The following is an 18,106-nucleotide window of genomic DNA, read 5'->3' as shown; positions in this document are numbered from 1 at the left end:
ACAGAATACGCTCAACAGAAATGCCACAACAAAAAAGCCTGAATTCCAATATAACAAGACAACCAACCTCCTATTGAATATATGCAAACACATTGTTCAAATCCTTGCATAATTCACTTATCTAAATCAAATATTATGATAAAAAAGTTGTTTTATTAAGTTTTTATTATGATTTTTGGCTCAGACTAATTCAAATAAAAATAAAAATGAAAACAAAGTTTAGTGGAATTTTAACGCTATTTCTAGCGTTTGTTGTGCAAATAACGTTTGCACAAGACAAAACAGTTTCAGGAGTTGTTTCTGACGAAAATGGTATACCATTGACGTCTGCTACAGTATTAGTAATCGGAACTTCAAACGGAACATCAACAGATTTTGATGGTAATTACTCGATAAAGACTAAGGTCGGAGATAAATTACAATTCAGTTATGTTGGTTATGGTAACAAAGAAGTTACAGTTGGTGGTGCTAACACTATCAACATGACCTTAGCTCCTGATAACGCTTTAGACGAAGTTGTTATTACAGGTTTTGGTTCTAAGAAAAGAGATCAGTTAACATCTGCAGTAACAACTTTATCTGCCGATGATATCACAAAGCTATCTCCCTCAACTTCAATTGACAACATGCTTCAAGGTGTTGCTCCTGGTGTACAGGTAGTAGCAGGAAACGGTAAGCCAGGTCAAACTGCATTTGTAAGGATACGTGGTGTAGGATCAATTAATGCTTCAAGTGCGCCTTTATATGTAATTGATGGTGTAATTGCTCCAGATCTAAATTCTGTAAACCCAGGAGACATCGAAACAATGTCAATCCTTAAGGATGCTGCAACATCATCTCTTTACGGTTCTAGAGCTGCCAATGGTGTAGTTATCATTAAAACTAAAACTGGAAACAGAAATAGAGATGCTAGAGTATCTATCAGCTCAAGAGTTGGTTATGGTCAAAGAATAGCTGACAATTTTGAAATGATGAATGCTGCTCAAAAAATTCAGTATGAAAGAGAATTATCAGCTTTAGGTATTGGAAATGCAGCTGCACTTCCAGGAGCACAAGTATCTACTCAAGAAGAATATGACTTTTTAATAGCACGTGATACAGACTGGGAAGATGAGTTATTAAGAAACTCTTACATCCAAAACAACTCTATATCTATAGATGGTGGTACAGAAAAATCATCTTACTTTGTAAGTTTTGCACATGATAGAAATACTGGTATCATACAAAGCATTAGTGGTTTTGAAAGATTAAGTGGTAGATTAAATTTAAATGTTCAAGCTAAAGATTGGTTACAAGTAAGTACTAATGTTAGTGTTACAGGTACTACTAGTGATGAACCAAGAGATAGAAACAATGTTCAGAATCCTTTTAGAGCAATGTATGACTATAACCCATACGAAACAAAGTTTTTATTAGATGACGATAACAACCAAGTTTTAGATGGTGCTGGAAATCCTATTTTCAACCCTACTAGAGCTGGTTTCCCTATTTCTGAGGCTTTAATAAACAATCCAGAACAAGATAATACGTTATTTATAATTGGAGGTATTACTGCTGTAGCTAACCTTTCTGACAAATGGACAAACACTTTTAAAGTAGGTGCTACAAATACATCTTATAGAAGAGAAAGTTTTATCAAACCTGGATCTGTATTAGACGGATTTGTAGGAGATGCTGACAACCCTGGTATTAAAACAGATAATGGATCTAACGAGTTAGACCTTACAGTAACTAACTTACTAAATTACAGTACTACAATCGGAGATAAACATAATGTTTCTTTAACAGGTTTATTTGAATTTAATAAGAGAACATTTAGAAATTACAGCTTATCAAGTGCTGGATTTAGTAATGATTTTCAAAGTGTACAAGCAGTTGCAACTTTACCAACTGCCGCAAGCACAAACTTATTTACAAGATCTTTATTAGGTTACGGAGGTTTCTTAGACTATGACTATGATGGTAAATATTTAGCTACAGCTTCTGTTAGAAGAGATGGTTCTTCTACATTTGGTATTGACAACCGTTACGGTGTGTTCTGGTCAGGAAGTTTAGCTTGGAATTTATCTAAAGAAAATTTCTTAGCTGATAGCGATATAGTAGACGACTTAAAATTAAGAGCATCCGCTGGTACTTCAGGTAACAGTAATGGATTAGCTTCTTATGCATCAGTAGCAACATTAGACTTTGGAAGTTTAAACGGTGCTTCTACAGCTATACCTACAGATAACGGAAACTCAGACTTAGGGTTTGAGAAAAACTACATCTGGGGTGTTGGAGTTGAATTTGCAGGTTTTGATAGACGTATTAGAGGTGTAATTGACTACTACGAAAGAACAACTTCTGATTTATTATTAAATGCACCATTATCTAGTTTAGGTGGAGAGCCAGATGGTTCAATTTTTAGTAACATTGGAGAAATGACAAACAAAGGTTTAGAATTAGAACTTTCAGCAGACATCATTAGAGCTGAAGATTTTGGTGACTTTACATTAACTGTTGGTGGTAACATTGCATTTTTAGATAATGAAGTAACTAAATTAGTAAGTTCTTCAACAGATCCAAATGGAGCAGATATTTTACTTACGACTAATGGTGATAATAACATAATCCGTGTAGGAGAAGAAATTTACACGTATTACTTAGTGCGTTATGCTGGAGTTAATCCGGCTAACGGTGAACCTCTTTTCTACGATATAGACGGTAACATAACTAACCAATATAACGCAGATGATGCAGTAGCATTAGAAGGAAAGTCTCCAATAGCTAAATTTGATGGAGGTGCAAACCTAAACATGACTTATAAAGGTTTTGACTTTACAGCAGATTTATACTACAAAGTTGGTAACTACGTTCAAAACTACTTAGAAGGTAACATGTTAAGTAATGGAACGGGAGTAGATTCAAATCAAAGAGTTGATGCATTTAACTACTGGAAAAACCCAGGAGATACTAATGTATTACCAAGCCCTTTATTTGGTAACGAAGCAGGTAACACATCTGATAGATTATTACAAAAAGGAGACTACGTAAGATTAAGAAACTTAACGATTGGATATACTTTACCAAGTAAATTTACTGAAACATTAAATATTAGTTCTTTAAGATTATTTTTACAAGGTCAAAACCTATGGACTTACGCACCACACTTTAATGGAGATCCAGAAGTTGGTATTGGTTCAGGTGAAACTGATACTAGTGTTAATTTTGGTAACTACAACCTTTACAGTTACCCACAAACTCAGTCTTTACAGATGGGTGTTGAATTAAAATTTTAAAAAAAAAATTATGAAAAACATATTTAAAACAATAATATTAGTTTTTGGTATATTACTTTTTAATTCTTGCGAGGATGAATTAGATCAATTACCAAACGACTCTGTTTCGCCAGACACTTTCTATAATAATATAGGAGAGTTCGAATCAGCAATTAGAGGAGTATACTCTGGTTTCTTAAGTGGAAACTACTACGGAGGTCAATTTTTAGCTTTACCGGACATTTTAACGGATAATGTAATAATTGCTCAAGAAGGAAGATTAAGTAATAGACTATTTTTTGAATGGAGACATGCTCCTAATCTTGCTTACAGTTTTATGTACGCGCCTTATGTTGTTACTAACAGAGCTAATTTAATTTTATCTAATTTAGATAATTTACCAGCTGGACAAGAAAGAAGTAATATAGAAGCAGAAGCAAGAGCAGCTAGAGCATTAGCTTTATTTGACTTAGTGAGAGTGTTTTCAGAAATTCCAACTCAATCAGCAGGAGCTTCTCAAACATTAGGTATGCCTATAATTACATCTACAGATCCTACAATACAAGTATTAAGACCTACAGTAGAGACGTCTTACGACTTTATTATTAGTGAATTAGAAGCTGTAAAAGCAACAATTAATGCAGACAATGGATCTGGTAGATTTAATAAAAATGCTGTAAATGGTTTATTATCAAGAGCATATTTATATAACGGTGACTATTTAAATGCAATTACTGCTGCTAATGATGTTACAACAAGTGTTGCAACTAGCGCAAATTTCCCTGCTGTTTGGACAGACGGAAGTGAAGATGGTGTAATATTTAAAATAAATCAAGATAGAATCTTAGATGGTGTAAGTATAGGAACATCATGGAGTCAATCTAACGCTGGAGCAATTGTACCAGAATACGTATTATCTTTTGAACTTGCTAATTTATATGCTAGTACAGACGTTAGAAAATCATCTGGTGCTTATACACAAATACAAGCAGATGCTTCTGGAAACTTATATAACTCAATCACAAAAATGTTTGGTGAGTCTGGACAAAATAATGGTGTTGTAGACGCAAAAGTAATTAGAGCTGCAGAGGTACAACTTAACAAAGCAGAAGCGCATGCAATGCTAGGACAGTTTACGGAAGCTTTAACTGCTTTAGACGTGGTAAGAATGAACAGATATTCAGGATTTATTAGTCCTTCTGAAACTGGAGCAGCCTTATTAGATGCAATTAAATTAGAAAGAAGATTAGAGCTATTCGCTGAAGGTCATAGATTATTTGATCTTAAAAGATGGAATGAAGGTGTTGTAAGAAGTGCAACAGATGGTGACTTTTTTGATGGAACAGGAACACCAGTTCCAAGTACTTTCACAACATTGCCTGCAGGTAGCCACTTATTCCAATTTCCAATACCTCAAACTGAAATAAATGCTTTCCCTGAATTCCAACAGAACCCAGGATATTAATTTATAAAACATAAAATAAAAATGAAAAAAATAATATTTCTTTTAGCCATAACGCTAGGTATGTTCTCTTGTGAAGAGGATGGTGCTTTAGATAACGAAGTAGACAACTACTCTGGGCCTGATGTAACTTATTTTACAGATGGTGCAAGTGGATCATATTTTGTAACACCTGCTGAAGAACCAGCAACAATACAGATTGGTTCTACCACAACAAGTGCTTCAGATAGAACATTTACAGTAGTAGTAGATGCTGCATCAACAGCTACTTCAGGTGTTGACTACAGTTTAGCAACAACTTCAGTAACTATTCCTGCTAACGAATATTTTGCAGAAATTGATGTTCAAGGTATCTTTGCTGGTGTAACACCAGAAGGAACTAACTTATTACTTTCATTAGAAGGTAATGGACCAATTGAAGCTACTTACGACCTTAGCATAATCCAATTATGTGAGTCTGATTTAGCTGGTATGTACAGTGTAACTACAACTTACGGTTACCATGATTTCTTACCAACTTTTTCTACAAATACACAAGACGTAGAAATTGTAGAAGTTGATGATGCTACTTATTTTATCCAAGATTTTTCAGGTGGATTATATGACGGTGGACCTTATTCAACTTCTTATGGTACTGGACCAGATAGTTTTGACGTAACATTTACCGAAAACTGTGGAACAATTGCTTGGGAAAACCAATCAGACCCATGGGGTACTGTTGTACAACAACCAGGGACTACTAGTACTGTGGATTTTGATTCAGGTGTTATTACAATATCTTGGTTCTGTAATGGATATGGTGAAAACGGAGTTTCTGTTTACACACCTCTTTAATAATTTTAAACTGATAAAAAAATGAAAAACTTAAAAAATATTTTATATCTGTTTATGGTTGCAGCAGTAGTTACTTCTTGTAACAGGGACGTGGCGGACATAAATTTCAACAATATCCCAAACACATTGTATTTTGCTAGTGCTAATGGGACGCTTTTAGTCGAAGACGGAGCATCTAACATGTTTAATGTACCTGTTTCTGCTACAGCTGTAGCATCTTCAGATACACCTTACACAATGTCAATAGATGCATCTTCTACAGCTGTTGAAGGTGTTGATTTTGAAATAACAACAACAAACACTGTATTACCTACTGGAGATATAGTAACATCGTATGGTATTGTAGCAGATTTTGATAATGCCGCTACAGAAGGAAAAACGGTAGTTTTTAATCTTACCAGTGATGCTAGTCAAGTTGCAGATTCAGACCAATATACTTTAAGCTTAATCAAGTTATGTCCAATTAATGCGCCTTTTACAGGAACATACACATTATCGACTGTATCAAATGGAATATTTGATTCATCAACATTTGGAGATGGTGTATACGAAGTATCAGTTGGAGCAACACCTACAGATAGAGTATTTACTGCTCAAGTATATCCTGGTTTAGGTTCTTTTGGTGACATAGAATTCAAATTTAGCCTTATTTGTGGAAACGTAGTCGTACCAACTCTTCAAGAGACTGGCGTAGGTTGTGGAGGTAGTACAACACTAGGACCTGCAGCTACATTTGGTCAATTTGACGGTGATGACGATACTGTTATCCAAGTTATTTACATAGATGATGAAGCATCTCAATGTGTAGATGCAGTTACAGCTGAATTTACATTAACTAAAATGTAAAATTTACATATACTATTAAAAGCCTTTGGTATTTACCAAAGGCTTTTTTTTTGTTAAAAAAAATAAATTATGACCTAAATATTTTATATTTGTTTAAAGAAAAATTTTTATGAAAAGACTTATACTTTTAGCTGGTATTTTATTAACTACCAATACAATACTTGCCCAAACAGAGACAGAAAAAAAAGCGATTACAAACGCATATAATACGTCAAAAATTGACGCTCTAAAAAAACGTTTGGAAGCTTCCAATAAAACCATTGAAAAAGAAATTGTAGACTATATCACAGCGCACAATATTGAGCGAAAATACAAAGATGAAAATGGTACATTATTTCAAATAAAATATATTTTAGACGGAAAACCAGTTTATGTATCCACTGATAATGCTGCAGAGGCAATCTCTACACGTACCAACTTCCTACATAATGGAGGTGGATTAGGATTAAATTTAGAAGGACAAAATATGCATGTAGCGACATGGGATGGAGGTCCTACTCTATCTACACATCAAGAATTTTTAGATGATGCAACAGTGCCTTCTTCTAGAGTAACAACACCAGATTCTTCTGCATCAAACGGAGAAAGTAATCACTCAACACACGTTTCAGGTACTATTGTGGCTAAAGGAACGCAGGCTGCTGCTAAAGGTATGGCTCCGCAAGCAACATTAACCTCTTTTGATTGGGATAATGACAGTCTTGAAGCTTTAGACCAAGCAACTACAAACGGTCTACTATTATCAAATCATTCTTACGGAATTCCTGTTTCTGTAAATGGCTCTCAAAATGCACCAACATGGATGATGGGAAATTACAACAGTGAAGCTGTAGCTTGGGATGAAGTTGCATATAATGCACCATATTATCTAATGGTTGCTTCTGCCGGAAATGATGGTTCTAACACTTACACAGGCGGAACAGCAAACAATTATGACAAACTAACAACAAATAAAAACAGTAAAAACAATCTAGTTGTAGCCAACGCAAACAACCCTTTAATAAATCCAAATGGTAGTGGGCAAATGCTAAACTTGTTTATAAATACTAGTAGTAGTCAAGGACCATCTGATGATGGAAGAGTAAAACCAGATATTACTGCAGATGGAACAGACGTTTATTCTCCAATAAGCAGTACTAACGCAAGTTATGATTCTTACACAGGGACGTCAATGTCTGCTCCTAATACTACGGGAACTTTATTATTATTACAGCAGTATTACAACCAATTAAATGGAAGATATATGAAATCTTCATCATTAAAAGGATTGGTTTGCCACACAGCAGATGACAACGGATCAAGCCCTGGTCCCGATCCTATTTTTGGATGGGGTTTATTGAATGCTAAGGTTTCTGCTGAAGCAATTGAACAGGATGCTACTGTTGGAGCTGCCAAAATATTTGAATCTACATTAACTCCTAATCAAACCTTTACAACCCAAGTAACAATCCTTGACGGGGAAAAATTAAGTGCTACACTATGCTGGACAGATCCTGCGGGAACAGCAAAAGACAATCAAATAAATAGTACTACACCAGCATTAGTAAACGATTTAGACTTAAGAATAACCGATGCCTCTAATACGGCTTATTTACCATGGAAACTGCAATTAAGTAACATCCAAGGAGTGGCTGTAAAAGGTGATAATATTGTAGATAACATTGAGCGTGTTGACATTAACAATGCACCTGCAGGAACGTATACGATAACAATTAGCCACAAAGGTGCGTTAACTAATGGTTTACAAGACTATTCTTTAATTGTTACAGGAAAAAGCTTATCAAGTACTTTAAGTACAGATCAATTTGAAACAGCTAACAACTTATCTTTATGGCCTAATCCAGCTAACGAAACATTAAACTATTCTTTTAAATCAGTATCTGAAGGAAAAGTAAAAATCTCGTTAATAGATATTCAAGGACGTGAAGTATTTACAAAAGAATCTATTGACAATACACCATTAATTGATGGTCAATTAGATTTATCTGGATATTCTAAAGGACTTTACTTTTTTAGTATCCAACAAGGAACTTCTACAATTAATAAAAAAGTAATTATTAAATAATACTTTTAAAATTATAATTAAGTAAAAAAGAGCTTGCAATTTGCAGGCTCTTTTTTTATACCTTTGCGTCATGGAAAAAACCACTCAAATATTTGGTCTTAGAGCTATTATTGAAGCTTTAAATGCAGGAGAGCATGTAGATAAAGTCTTTTTACAAAAAGGACTTAAAGGCGACTTGTTTCAAGAATTAGAAACCGTTTTAAAAAGCAAAAGAGTAAACTCTTCTTATGTACCGGTTGAAAAATTAAACCGATTAACTAAAAATAATCATCAAGGCGCTGTAGCCCAAATTAGCCCAGTCAAGTTTTATGACATTGAAGAGCTATTTGAAATGGTATCTGCCAAAACAAAAACACCTCTTTTTTTATTACTTGACCAATTAAGTGATGTAAGAAATTTTGGTGCTATTATCCGTACTGCAGAATGTACTGGTGTCGATGGTATAATTATACAAAGTAAAGGTGCTGCTCCTGTCAATGGAGACACAATTAAAACTAGTGCTGGTGCTGTATTTAAAGTGCCATTATGTAGAGTTGATCACATAAAAGACGCGGTATTCTTTTTACAGTCGTCAGACATAAAAGTAATTGCGGCTACAGAAAAAACAGATAATACATTGTATGATGTTTCTTTTAAAGAACCTTGTGCTATAATAATGGGATCTGAAGGACGTGGCATAAATCCTTCTATTTTAAAAATAGCAAACGAAAAAGCTAAATTGCCTTTATTAGGAGAAATAGAATCTTTAAATGTAAGTGTAGCTTGTGGTGCGTTTTTATACGAAGCTGTAAGACAACGTTTATAGTTCCTTATTTTCTTTAAACGTATAAGTAATAGTTACTGGTAGAGTTACTTCTGGAAGATTACTTTCAGGTAACTCCTCCTCTACTACGGTTTCAATAAAATTACCGTTTTCATCAAAATGTTGTAAAAACTCGTCCTCCTCTTCATTGTAGTTTGGATCTTCCCACACATATCGTTTCGGCTTTGCTATTTGTTTTCTAAATACAAATGCAAATACTAATCCTACTAATAAACCACTTAAATGGCCTTCCCAAGAGATGCCTTCTTCTAGTGGTATTGTATTCCAAATCATACTCCCGTATAAAAAAGCCACTAATAAGGATAAGGCTATTAACCTATAGTGTTTTGCAAAGACACCTTTAAAAAAAATAAAACTAGCCAAGACATAAATTAAACCACTTGCACCTATATGGTAAGATGGTCTTCCAATACACCATGTTAAAAAACCTGATAATAAAATACCGTATAGTAAAACTTTAAAAGCTATTGGCCTGTAAAAATAAAACAGCGCTGTACTTAAAACAAATAATGGTATGGTATTATGCCATAAATGGGAAATTCCGGAATGTATAAACGGACTACATATAACACCAATCAAACCTGAGAGTTTTTGAGGATAAATACCTAAAAAATTTAATGGATACCCAAACCTTAACTCTAGAGCAAATATTAACCACAACAACATTACAAATGCAATTGGATAGATTATAACATCTATGGTAAATTTAAAAGGCTCTTGTGGTTTCATTCAAAGTCAATATAGCAAATAGTTATCCAATTTTACTGTATTGCAATAATGTCAGTCGCATACTGCGTGAAGGATTGAACGGGTTGTCTGAAATCCTTTTTGCCTAAGCAAAAAGATTGAGTAGTGAAAGCCTGACTTTTTTATGAAGAATGAGCAAAAAAGGCACGCCAAAACAAAATTTAATTTAATTTTACATTATGAACACGCCTTTAGCAGAAAGATTACGTCCACAAACCCTAGACGACTACATCAGTCAATCACACTTAGTAGGACCAAATGGGACTTTAACTAGCCATATTAATCAAGGAATTATACCTAGTATGATCCTTTGGGGCCCTCCTGGTATTGGAAAAACAACATTAGCCAATATTATTGCGACTACTTCTAAACGTCCTTTTTATACTTTAAGTGCGATAAGTTCTGGTGTTAAAGATGTGCGAGAGGTTATTGAAAAGGCCAAAAATAGTGGTGGGCTTTTTACTGCTAAAAATCCCATATTATTTATTGACGAAATTCATAGATTTAGTAAATCGCAACAAGATAGTTTGCTTCAGGCTGTAGAGAAAGGTTGGGTCACATTAATTGGGGCTACTACAGAAAACCCAAGCTTTGAAGTTATCTCTGCATTATTGTCACGCTGTCAGGTTTATATTTTAAAAGCTTTTGAAAAAAGCGATTTAGAAGCCCTTTTAAAGCGTGCAATTGAAAAAGACGAGTTCTTGTCTAAAAAGAACATAAAACTAGAAGAAACTAGTGCTTTACTGCGCTTATCTGGTGGAGATGCCAGAAAATTATTAAACATCTTTGAATTGGTGGTTAATAGTGACGTTAAAGATGTGATTACTATTACTGATGCAATGGTTTTGGAGAAGGTCCAAAATAATACGGTACGTTATGATAAAACGGGAGAGCAACATTATGATATAGTATCGGCATTTATAAAATCTATTAGAGGAAGCGATCCTAATGCGGCTGTTTACTATTTGGCTAGAATGGTTGAAGGTGGTGAGGATGTTAAATTTATTGCTCGACGTTTATTAATCTTGGCTAGCGAAGATATTGGCAATGCTAACCCGACTGCTTTGGTTATGGCAAATACAACGTTTCAGGCAGTAACCACAATTGGTTATCCTGAATCAAGAATTATTTTAAGTCAATGTGCTACATATTTAGCATGTTCGCCAAAAAGTAATGCTGCTTATATGGCAATAAACCACGCGCAACAATTGGTTAAACAAACGGGCGATTTAAGTGTGCCTTTAAATATTAGAAATGCACCTACTAAATTAATGAAAGAGATTGGTTATGGCGAAGACTATAAATACAGCCATAATTATGAAAATAATTTTGCTAGTCAAGAATTTTTGCCAAAAGAGGTTAGTAATACAAGATTATACGAACCCGGAAATAATGCTAGGGAAAATGCCCAACGTGACTTTTTAAAATCACGTTGGAAAGAAAAATATGGATACTAAAACTGGATATTAATTGCTTTAGTCACTAAAGTATCATTTTTATACTGTGCTAAAATCCATTGCGCATTCATTTTATAAATAACAGCATCGGTTCCTTTTACAACATAAACATCTTCTTTTCCTGAAAACAAAATGGTGTAAGCGATAGTGTTATTATCCGTTTTTAATTGATAACAAAATACTGAACCTGGGATCAATTTAGCTGTATACAAATCCTTTTTAGAGACTTTTAAATTAGTGGTCTCAACCACTGTTTTTAATACTGTATTTGGTGTTTTTTCTTGAGGTTTAACTATTGTATCAAGCGTATCTTCTTCCTCTAAAACTAATGGTTGACTTACCTTTTTTACTTTATAGTTGTGCTTAAAATTTTGAAAGGTTTTAATTGTATTACGTAAAGCAACATTGTAGGCTACTTTATATACTTTGTCAGAAGAAACACCCTCTTCCGAGGTAAATACAACCTGATTATTGCAATTTCTAAAATTAATCTTTAGCTTAGTTTTAAATATATTACTATGTTCCGTCACATCTGCATAAACCACTAAACATCCATTTTTAACAGCATCTTCTGGTAAACTTTCTGACTCCAAAAAAACTTTAAAATTTTGTTTCTGTAATAAAAACTGAGTTAATCCATTTAATTGGTAATCGTTAGCCTTTTTTTGACAAGAAAACTGTTCTTGCACAACAATATATTTGTAGTCATTCAGTTGTTCTTGAGCATTTAACGCTATTGAAAAAGTAAACAAGAAGATTACTAAAGTTGTTATTTTGTGTTGAAATTTCATACTACTATAAATATTTTTTGATGTCTAATAAATGATTTACAAATTTAATATCTGGCTGCTCTTGTACGTTGTGGTAATTAAAACAGATGGCATCTAAACCTATATTTAAAGCACCCAATATATCTGCTTCGTAATTATCTCCAATCATAATACTATTTTTTGTTTCGGCTTTCGCCGAATTTAAAGCATGATTAAAAATTTGAGGGTTAGGTTTTTTAACGCCTGCGCTTTCTGCACTAGTCACCGTTTCAAAGTAGTGATCCAATTTGGAGCTTATTAATTTATTGGTTTGCGCCTCTTTAAATCCGTTTGTTATTATGTGTAATTTATACTTTGTTTTTAGGTAGTCCAAAATTTGATAAGTACCATCATAAACATGATTAAAACTAGATAAAAAAGTAATGTAATCTTCTGATAAATGATAGATTATTTGATCTTCTACAGTAAACTGTAACGCATCAAAAGTTTCCTTTAACCTATTATAACGTAAATCTTCTTTGGTTACTTTTTCGTCTCTATATAATTTCCAATATTTAAGATTTATTGGTTCATAAAAACTTAAAAAATCAGTTAAACTAGCATTTACATCATGCTTTTTAAAAATAAACTCAAAGGTCAAGGCTGAGTTTTTATCAAAGTCCCAAAGGGTATGATCTAAATCAAAAAAAACGTGTTCTACTTTATTTGTTTTTGGCATCCAATATTATATTAAAAAGGGTTTTAAAATGTTTCCAACGGTCTTGTTTGCTAAACGTATAATTATGAAATACGGGTACAAATGTTCCGTTTACTTTTTTGATACTGCTTATTAGTCGTTTTAAAGCTTGTTCCTTATCTAATAAAGAATGGTATTTTAAAAAAGCAAAATCTAACGCTTGATAGGGCACTATTTTTAAAGGCGTCTGAACTTCAAAATCTAAGTCAAAAAATAAAAAAGGAGTACATGTTCCGGCTCTAAAGCCTAAGTGATTGACATAACCCATTGTGTAATCTTCAGGGATTTCTAACTCTACTAAATTACGGTAAGACTCTGGTAAATTTACTTTAGAAAACGATTGCCTAGAGCCAACAATCGCTGTATTTATAATGGCTTCCATCCTAACTTTCTCTTCCTTTAACAACTCTAAATTTGTTAATGCGAAAAATGATGTTTTTATACCGACTTGACAATAATCTGCAACGTGCTTTATAAGCGATACAAACTTTTGTTTTTGGGGATTTATATTTTTATCGTAGGTCGAAAAATCGCCTAACAAAAAGAAAAATACAAATGTATATTTTGAAGATTTTTGCTTATTAATAATATATTTATAAGTATCAAAAGGGTCCCGTTTAAATCCGCTTAACACAGAATAACGTTGATAAAATCGTTTAAATTTAAAAGTAAATACATCTTTAAACGTCCCACCTAAAGTACGCATGACGCCTTTTAACTTATACTCATAAGCAACAGGTACATCTATAACCGGTTTAACGGTATATACTTGTACTGGAAAAACAAAATCAGGATAATTACTTTCTAATAGATGTTTAAATTTATAAGCCCAAATATCTACTACTGGTTGATTCAGAAAATTATTTTTAAACGCTATGCTCTCTTGTGCTGTAAAACGTCCATATTGATCCTTTACATGTGGTAAATACTCTTCATAGCGACTTAATAAATAAAACGAAGCTGCAAAAATATCAAATGGTAATGCACTTTTATCTCCTGCTGTAAAAAAACACTTGGTGTCCTCCCAAGGTAGCACCGCAATATCTATGTCTGACAAACCTTGTTCAAACAACAACTCATTACTACGTATAAAAATCTCGTTACTTAAAGGTTGTCTTGTGTAGGACATTTTTAGGCTATCGTGCGCAATAAAGGTTTCGATAGTTGTAGTAAAACTTACAGGTATGCCTAAAACACGAGTGCAAATTTGTTTAAAAACATATTTGACTCTTGGTGTTATTTTATGTGTGTAAACTAGTAGCATTTATTTTGAAAGTAGTATTCTGTATTTAGTAAGCAGTCTACTAATATCAAAAATATGAATTTCCAAAAGTAAAAGCCTTACATTATAAATATAAATGCATAAACCAGGTCTTCTAATTATAGATATTTAATATTGGACAATACATTACACTTTAAACTAGTGTTTTAAAGCATCCCTTCGTCAGCAAAACTAAAATAAGCATTTTCTGTAATAATCAAATGGTCCAATACTTTTATATCTAAGCTTTGTGCAGCTGTTTTTAGTTTTAAAGTCACATCCTTATCCGCTTGACTTGGCTTTAAAGTACCAGATGGATGATTATGTGATAAAATTAATCCTACTGCTCCAACCTCTAAGGCTGTTTTTAAAACTAATCGCGTATCTACTAATGTTCCTGTTATACCACCTTTACTAAGTTGATTTTTGTAGATTACTTTATTAGAATTATTAAGGTAGACTATCCAAAACTCTTCATGAGGTAGCTCTCCAATAACGGGTTGCATTAGCTCGAACACAGACTTACTGGATTGGATTTTCTTTTTTTGTAACGCTTCTTCTCCTCTGCGACGTCTCCCAAGTTCTAAAGCCGCAATAATACTTATAGCTTTAGCCTCTCCAATACCTTTAAATTCCATTAATTGCTTTATGCTAAGTTTACCAAGATCGCTTAAGTTATTATCCACACTGGCTAAAATACGCTTACATAAAGACACCGCACTTTCACTTCTGTTACCTGAACCTATTAATATAGCTACTAACTCCGCGTCACTTAACGTTGCTTTTCCTTTGTATAATAACTTTTCCCTAGGTTGATCGTCTTGAGACCAATTTTTAATTGAAAATGAAGTACTTTTATATGACATTTTATAAAACTACATAATATTTTGTGATTTTAAAATGAAATTAAAAACATAACCTAACAGCCAACAACTTTGTATCCTCCTAAAAAACATCAAGATAGCGACAAAAAACACTTAATAGAAGTGATAAAAACGTATCCTTTAGCGACTGTTATTTCGGTTAAAGACAACATACCATTAATTACACACTTGCCTTTAATTTACAGAGAATCTGATGGTAAACTAGTTGGTCACATTGACATTTATAATCCACAAACCGAATTACTAAAAGATTTAAATGAAGTGACACTTATTTTTTCTGGTCCACAATGTTATATCTCTCCAAGCATTTATACAACCACTCAATTGCCAACTTGGAATTATATTAAAGTCCATTTAACTGGAACAGTACAACGTATTGAAAATAAAGCCGAATTAAAGCAATCTTTAATAGACATGACGTCTTTTTTAGAAGCGCCTGATCATAAATATGTATTAGAGGCGAACAATCCAAGACTAGATAAAAATCTAGATTACATCAAATTATTTGAGATTACAATAAAAACATGGGAAGGAAAATTTAAATTGTCTCAAGATAAAAAACCAAAAGACACCGAAAACGCAAGACTAGAATTATTAAAGACTAATCAAGAACAAGTTAAAATGTTTTTAGATCAAGTCTTTTAAAGTACCTATTTTATAATAACCAGCTTAAACTAAACTTATGGATATACTAATTAAAATAATTATTGCAATTGTAGCAGCGCTACACCTCTATTTTTTATACTTTGAAATGTTTGCATGGGAAACTACCGGACGTAAAGTTTTTAAAAGCTTGCCGAAAGAGATCTTTAAACCCACTAAAAGCATGGCAGCAAACCAAGGTTTGTATAATGGTTTTTTGGCTGCGGGGTTAATTTGGACCTTTTTTATAACTAATCAAGAATGGTATAACAATATTGCTATTTTCTTTTTAGGATGTGTTGCTGTTGCTGGTGTTTATGCAGCATTAACAGTCTCTAAAAAAATATTTTTTATACAAGCAGGACCTGCTTTAGTAGGTATTATATTGTTATTGATTGCTAATTAAGTATCGCGTTTAAAAAATAGAATTTACGACTTAAAAAGAAGCATAAAAAAACAGCCATTATTATACAAAATATAATAATGGCTGTTTTTAATTATAAAATAAGTGACTTATTTAATACCTACAACTTCAAGGTCAAAAATAAGGTCTTTACCTGCTAACGGGTGATTTGCATCTAACACGATAGTTTCGTCTTTTACCTCAACTACTAATAAATTAGTTTCGCGACCATCTTCTGTTTTAGACACTAAGCCCATACCTACTGCAGGAGTCATATCCTCAGGTAAATCTGATTTGCTTACTTCTTGTATTAAAGCTGGGTTAACATCACCATAAGCTTCTTCTTTAGCTATTGTAATGGTTTTTTTCTCGTTTAACTTCATATCAATCACACCTTTTTCAAATCCAGGAATTAATTGTCCTTGACCTAAAGTAAACTCTAAAGGCTCTCTTCCTTCTGAGCTATCAAAAATTTGCCCGTCAGATAATTTTCCTGTGTAATTTACTTTAACTGTGTTGTTTTCTTTTACTTGATCCATACTATATTATAAAATTTAAAACGTGCATTCTGCATAATTTTTATGCTGTAATTATTATAGATTAAATGCACTGACAAGGTAAACGCCAAAATCAAGCCAAACCCTAAAATATTAATATTCAAACCAATATTATCTTATTTAGAAATAAAAATTTAACAGATCAGCCCTTTGATAGCAGTAAATTGATAAATTAAAAATGCTTTTGAAAGAAAAAATAAAGCCTAAATTAAAATCAGCAACTATGTCATGTTACCAATTAAAGTTAAGTATTTATGTGTCATAACTACAAAAAAACGAATTATAGATTACATGTATTTGTTATATCAAAAAAGCTCACAATTAAAATTGTGAGCTTTTTTATATACTTAATTTGCCTACGCAACACTTGTGCTACTCTATGTAACCCATTTTACGCATCCAATCGTCATTAAACATTTTTCCAACGTATCTACTTCCATGATCATGGAATAATACCACCACAACATCATCTTTAGTAAAGTGTTCTTTTAATTGTAACACACCTTTAATAGCTGCTCCTGCACTATTACCTAAAAACATACCTTCTTCTTTAGATAGTCTTTGTGTATACACAGCTGCGTCTTTATCTGTTACTTTAGTAAACCCGTCAATAATATCAAAGTCTACGTTTTTTGGTAGGATATCTTCTCCGATACCTTCTGTTACATACGGATAGATTTCTTTTTCGTCAAAAATCCCTGTTTCATGGTATTTTTTAAATACAGAACCGTAAGTATCAATTCCCCAGATTTTAATATTTGGATTTTGTTCTTTTAAATATTTACCAACTCCAGAAATTGTACCTCCTGTACCTACACCAACCACAAAATGTGTGATTTTACCATCTGTTTGCTTCCAGATTTCTGGCCCTGTACTTTGGTAATGTGCTTTAGCATTACTTGGGTTATCATATTGGTTAACATACCAGCTATTTGGTGTTTCTTCTCCTAAACGTTTTGATACAGAATAGTAAGATCTTGGATCATCTGGCTCCACTGCTGTTGGACAAACCACTACCTCTGCGCCTACTGCTTTTAATATATCTACTTTTTCTTTACTTTGTTTGTCCGCCATTACAAAAATACATTTGTATCCTTTTATTATGGCTGCTAATGCTAATCCCATTCCTGTATTACCTGAAGTCCCTTCTATAATTGTTCCTCCTGGTTTAAGACGTCCATCTGCTTCTGCGTCTTCTATCATTTGTAAAGCCATACGGTCTTTAACGGAGTTTCCTGGGTTAAAAGTTTCGTATTTAGATAATACTAAACATGGTAACTCTGCAGTTAACTTGTTTAATTTAATTAACGGTGTATTACCTATGGTCTCTAATATGTTATTTGCGTATTGCATCTATTGTTT

Annotated in this window: 16 protein-coding genes; 9 read left to right on the top strand and 7 right to left on the bottom strand. The window is 33.1% G+C overall.

Annotated elements, in window-relative coordinates:
* Positions 1–206: 206 nt before the first annotated feature.
* The 6 genes from CXF54_RS09620 to rlmB all read left to right on the top strand — a co-directional run bounded on the left by CXF54_RS09620 (position 207) and on the right by rlmB (position 9,269).
* Positions 207–3,278 (top strand): SusC/RagA family TonB-linked outer membrane protein, encoded by a 3,072-nt coding sequence (locus CXF54_RS09620; RefSeq protein WP_101203389.1) that lies wholly within the window; start codon positions 207–209, stop codon positions 3,276–3,278.
* Positions 3,279–3,288: 10 nt separating this feature from the next.
* Positions 3,289–4,722: a RagB/SusD family nutrient uptake outer membrane protein gene (locus CXF54_RS09615; protein ID WP_101203388.1), complete on the top strand. Its 1,434-nt coding sequence runs from the start codon at positions 3,289–3,291 to the stop codon at positions 4,720–4,722.
* A 21-nt stretch (positions 4,723–4,743) separates the two neighbouring features.
* Positions 4,744–5,553, top strand: a complete 810-nt coding sequence (locus tag CXF54_RS09610) for a hypothetical protein (RefSeq protein ID WP_101203387.1) — start codon at positions 4,744–4,746, stop codon at positions 5,551–5,553.
* A gap of 21 nt (positions 5,554–5,574) precedes the next feature.
* Positions 5,575–6,399, top strand: coding sequence for a hypothetical protein (locus CXF54_RS09605; protein ID WP_101203386.1), 825 nt, complete (start codon positions 5,575–5,577; stop codon positions 6,397–6,399).
* Between the two features lie 109 nt (positions 6,400–6,508).
* A complete protein-coding gene (locus CXF54_RS09600; RefSeq protein ID WP_101203385.1) occupies positions 6,509–8,464 on the top strand; it encodes a S8 family serine peptidase in 1,956 nt (651 codons plus the stop codon).
* A gap of 70 nt (positions 8,465–8,534) precedes the next feature.
* Positions 8,535–9,269: a 23S rRNA (guanosine(2251)-2'-O)-methyltransferase RlmB gene (rlmB, locus tag CXF54_RS09595; protein ID WP_090841309.1), complete on the top strand. Its 735-nt coding sequence runs from the start codon at positions 8,535–8,537 to the stop codon at positions 9,267–9,269.
* Here rlmB and CXF54_RS09590 read toward each other — a convergent pair.
* Positions 9,264–10,016: a rhomboid family intramembrane serine protease gene (locus CXF54_RS09590; protein ID WP_101203384.1), complete on the bottom strand. Its 753-nt coding sequence runs from the start codon at positions 10,014–10,016 to the stop codon at positions 9,264–9,266. The genes rlmB and CXF54_RS09590 overlap by 6 nt on opposite strands.
* Positions 10,017–10,213: 197 nt before the next feature.
* On the opposite strand from CXF54_RS09590, the gene CXF54_RS09585 reads away from it, so the two are divergent.
* On the top strand, positions 10,214–11,491 hold the full coding sequence (locus CXF54_RS09585) for a replication-associated recombination protein A (protein ID WP_101203383.1): 1,278 nt from the start codon (positions 10,214–10,216) through the stop codon (positions 11,489–11,491).
* Here the strand turns inward: CXF54_RS09585 and CXF54_RS09580 are convergent.
* The 4 genes from CXF54_RS09580 to radC all read right to left on the bottom strand — a co-directional run bounded on the left by CXF54_RS09580 (position 11,488) and on the right by radC (position 15,124).
* A complete protein-coding gene (locus CXF54_RS09580) occupies positions 11,488–12,282 on the bottom strand; it encodes a hypothetical protein (protein ID WP_101203382.1) in 795 nt (264 codons plus the stop codon). The genes CXF54_RS09585 and CXF54_RS09580 overlap by 4 nt on opposite strands.
* A gap of 4 nt (positions 12,283–12,286) precedes the next feature.
* Positions 12,287–12,979: a YjjG family noncanonical pyrimidine nucleotidase gene (locus CXF54_RS09575; protein WP_101203381.1), complete on the bottom strand. Its 693-nt coding sequence runs from the start codon at positions 12,977–12,979 to the stop codon at positions 12,287–12,289.
* On the bottom strand, positions 12,963–14,261 hold the full coding sequence (locus CXF54_RS09570) for a polysaccharide deacetylase family protein (protein ID WP_101203380.1): 1,299 nt from the start codon (positions 14,259–14,261) through the stop codon (positions 12,963–12,965). The genes CXF54_RS09575 and CXF54_RS09570 overlap by 17 nt, the downstream gene beginning before the upstream one ends.
* 164 nt (positions 14,262–14,425) lie before the next feature.
* On the bottom strand, positions 14,426–15,124 hold the full coding sequence (radC, locus tag CXF54_RS09565; protein WP_101203379.1) for a RadC family protein: 699 nt from the start codon (positions 15,122–15,124) through the stop codon (positions 14,426–14,428).
* A gap of 69 nt (positions 15,125–15,193) precedes the next feature.
* Here radC and CXF54_RS09560 point away from each other — a divergent pair, with 69 nt between their 5' ends.
* Both CXF54_RS09560 and CXF54_RS09555 read left to right on the top strand, forming a co-directional pair.
* A complete protein-coding gene (locus tag CXF54_RS09560) occupies positions 15,194–15,787 on the top strand; it encodes an FMN-binding negative transcriptional regulator (protein WP_101203378.1) in 594 nt (197 codons plus the stop codon).
* Positions 15,788–15,824: 37 nt separating this feature from the next.
* Complete coding sequence (locus tag CXF54_RS09555) at positions 15,825–16,190, top strand: DUF1304 domain-containing protein (RefSeq protein WP_101203377.1); 366 nt, start codon at positions 15,825–15,827, stop codon at positions 16,188–16,190.
* A 107-nt stretch (positions 16,191–16,297) separates the two neighbouring features.
* On the opposite strand, the gene CXF54_RS09550 is transcribed toward CXF54_RS09555, so the two are convergent.
* Both CXF54_RS09550 and CXF54_RS09545 read right to left on the bottom strand, forming a co-directional pair.
* Complete coding sequence (locus CXF54_RS09550; protein WP_090841328.1) at positions 16,298–16,726, bottom strand: peptidylprolyl isomerase; 429 nt, start codon at positions 16,724–16,726, stop codon at positions 16,298–16,300.
* A 390-nt stretch (positions 16,727–17,116) separates the two neighbouring features.
* The gene (locus CXF54_RS09545; RefSeq protein WP_101203376.1) at positions 17,117–18,097 is read right to left on the bottom strand and encodes a PLP-dependent cysteine synthase family protein; all 981 of its coding nucleotides are present in this window, start codon (positions 18,095–18,097) and stop codon (positions 17,117–17,119) included.
* Positions 18,098–18,106 lie beyond the last annotated feature (9 nt).

It is taken from the genome of Olleya sp. 1-3 (assembly GCF_002836085.1).
Taxonomy (GTDB): Bacteria; Bacteroidota; Bacteroidia; order Flavobacteriales; family Flavobacteriaceae; genus Olleya; species Olleya namhaensis.
The sequence above is the reverse complement of the archived record's forward strand: the minus strand, read 5'-3'. Positions and strand labels throughout refer to the sequence as shown.

Bases quoted from the DNA above. Each gene is read 5' to 3' on its own strand.
- radC (WP_101203379.1), bottom strand. From the start codon at position 15,124: ATGTCATATAAAAGTACTTCATTTTCAATTAAAAATTGGTCTCAAGAC.
- CXF54_RS09605 (WP_101203386.1), top strand. From the start codon at position 5,575: ATGAAAAACTTAAAAAATATTTTATATCTGTTTATGGTTGCAGCAGTA.
- CXF54_RS09615 (WP_101203388.1), top strand. From the start codon at position 3,289: ATGAAAAACATATTTAAAACAATAATATTAGTTTTTGGTATATTACTT.
- CXF54_RS09585 (WP_101203383.1), top strand. From the start codon at position 10,214: ATGAACACGCCTTTAGCAGAAAGATTACGTCCACAAACCCTAGACGAC.
- CXF54_RS09570 (WP_101203380.1), bottom strand. From the start codon at position 14,261: ATGCTACTAGTTTACACACATAAAATAACACCAAGAGTCAAATATGTT.
- CXF54_RS09545 (WP_101203376.1), bottom strand. From the start codon at position 18,097: ATGCAATACGCAAATAACATATTAGAGACCATAGGTAATACACCGTTA.
- CXF54_RS09600 (WP_101203385.1), top strand. From the start codon at position 6,509: ATGAAAAGACTTATACTTTTAGCTGGTATTTTATTAACTACCAATACA.
- CXF54_RS09580 (WP_101203382.1), bottom strand. From the start codon at position 12,282: ATGAAATTTCAACACAAAATAACAACTTTAGTAATCTTCTTGTTTACT.
- rlmB (WP_090841309.1), top strand. From the start codon at position 8,535: ATGGAAAAAACCACTCAAATATTTGGTCTTAGAGCTATTATTGAAGCT.
- CXF54_RS09620 (WP_101203389.1), top strand. From the start codon at position 207: ATGAAAACAAAGTTTAGTGGAATTTTAACGCTATTTCTAGCGTTTGTT.
- CXF54_RS09575 (WP_101203381.1), bottom strand. From the start codon at position 12,979: ATGCCAAAAACAAATAAAGTAGAACACGTTTTTTTTGATTTAGATCAT.
- CXF54_RS09550 (WP_090841328.1), bottom strand. From the start codon at position 16,726: ATGGATCAAGTAAAAGAAAACAACACAGTTAAAGTAAATTACACAGGA.
- CXF54_RS09610 (WP_101203387.1), top strand. From the start codon at position 4,744: ATGAAAAAAATAATATTTCTTTTAGCCATAACGCTAGGTATGTTCTCT.
- CXF54_RS09555 (WP_101203377.1), top strand. From the start codon at position 15,825: ATGGATATACTAATTAAAATAATTATTGCAATTGTAGCAGCGCTACAC.
- CXF54_RS09590 (WP_101203384.1), bottom strand. From the start codon at position 10,016: ATGAAACCACAAGAGCCTTTTAAATTTACCATAGATGTTATAATCTAT.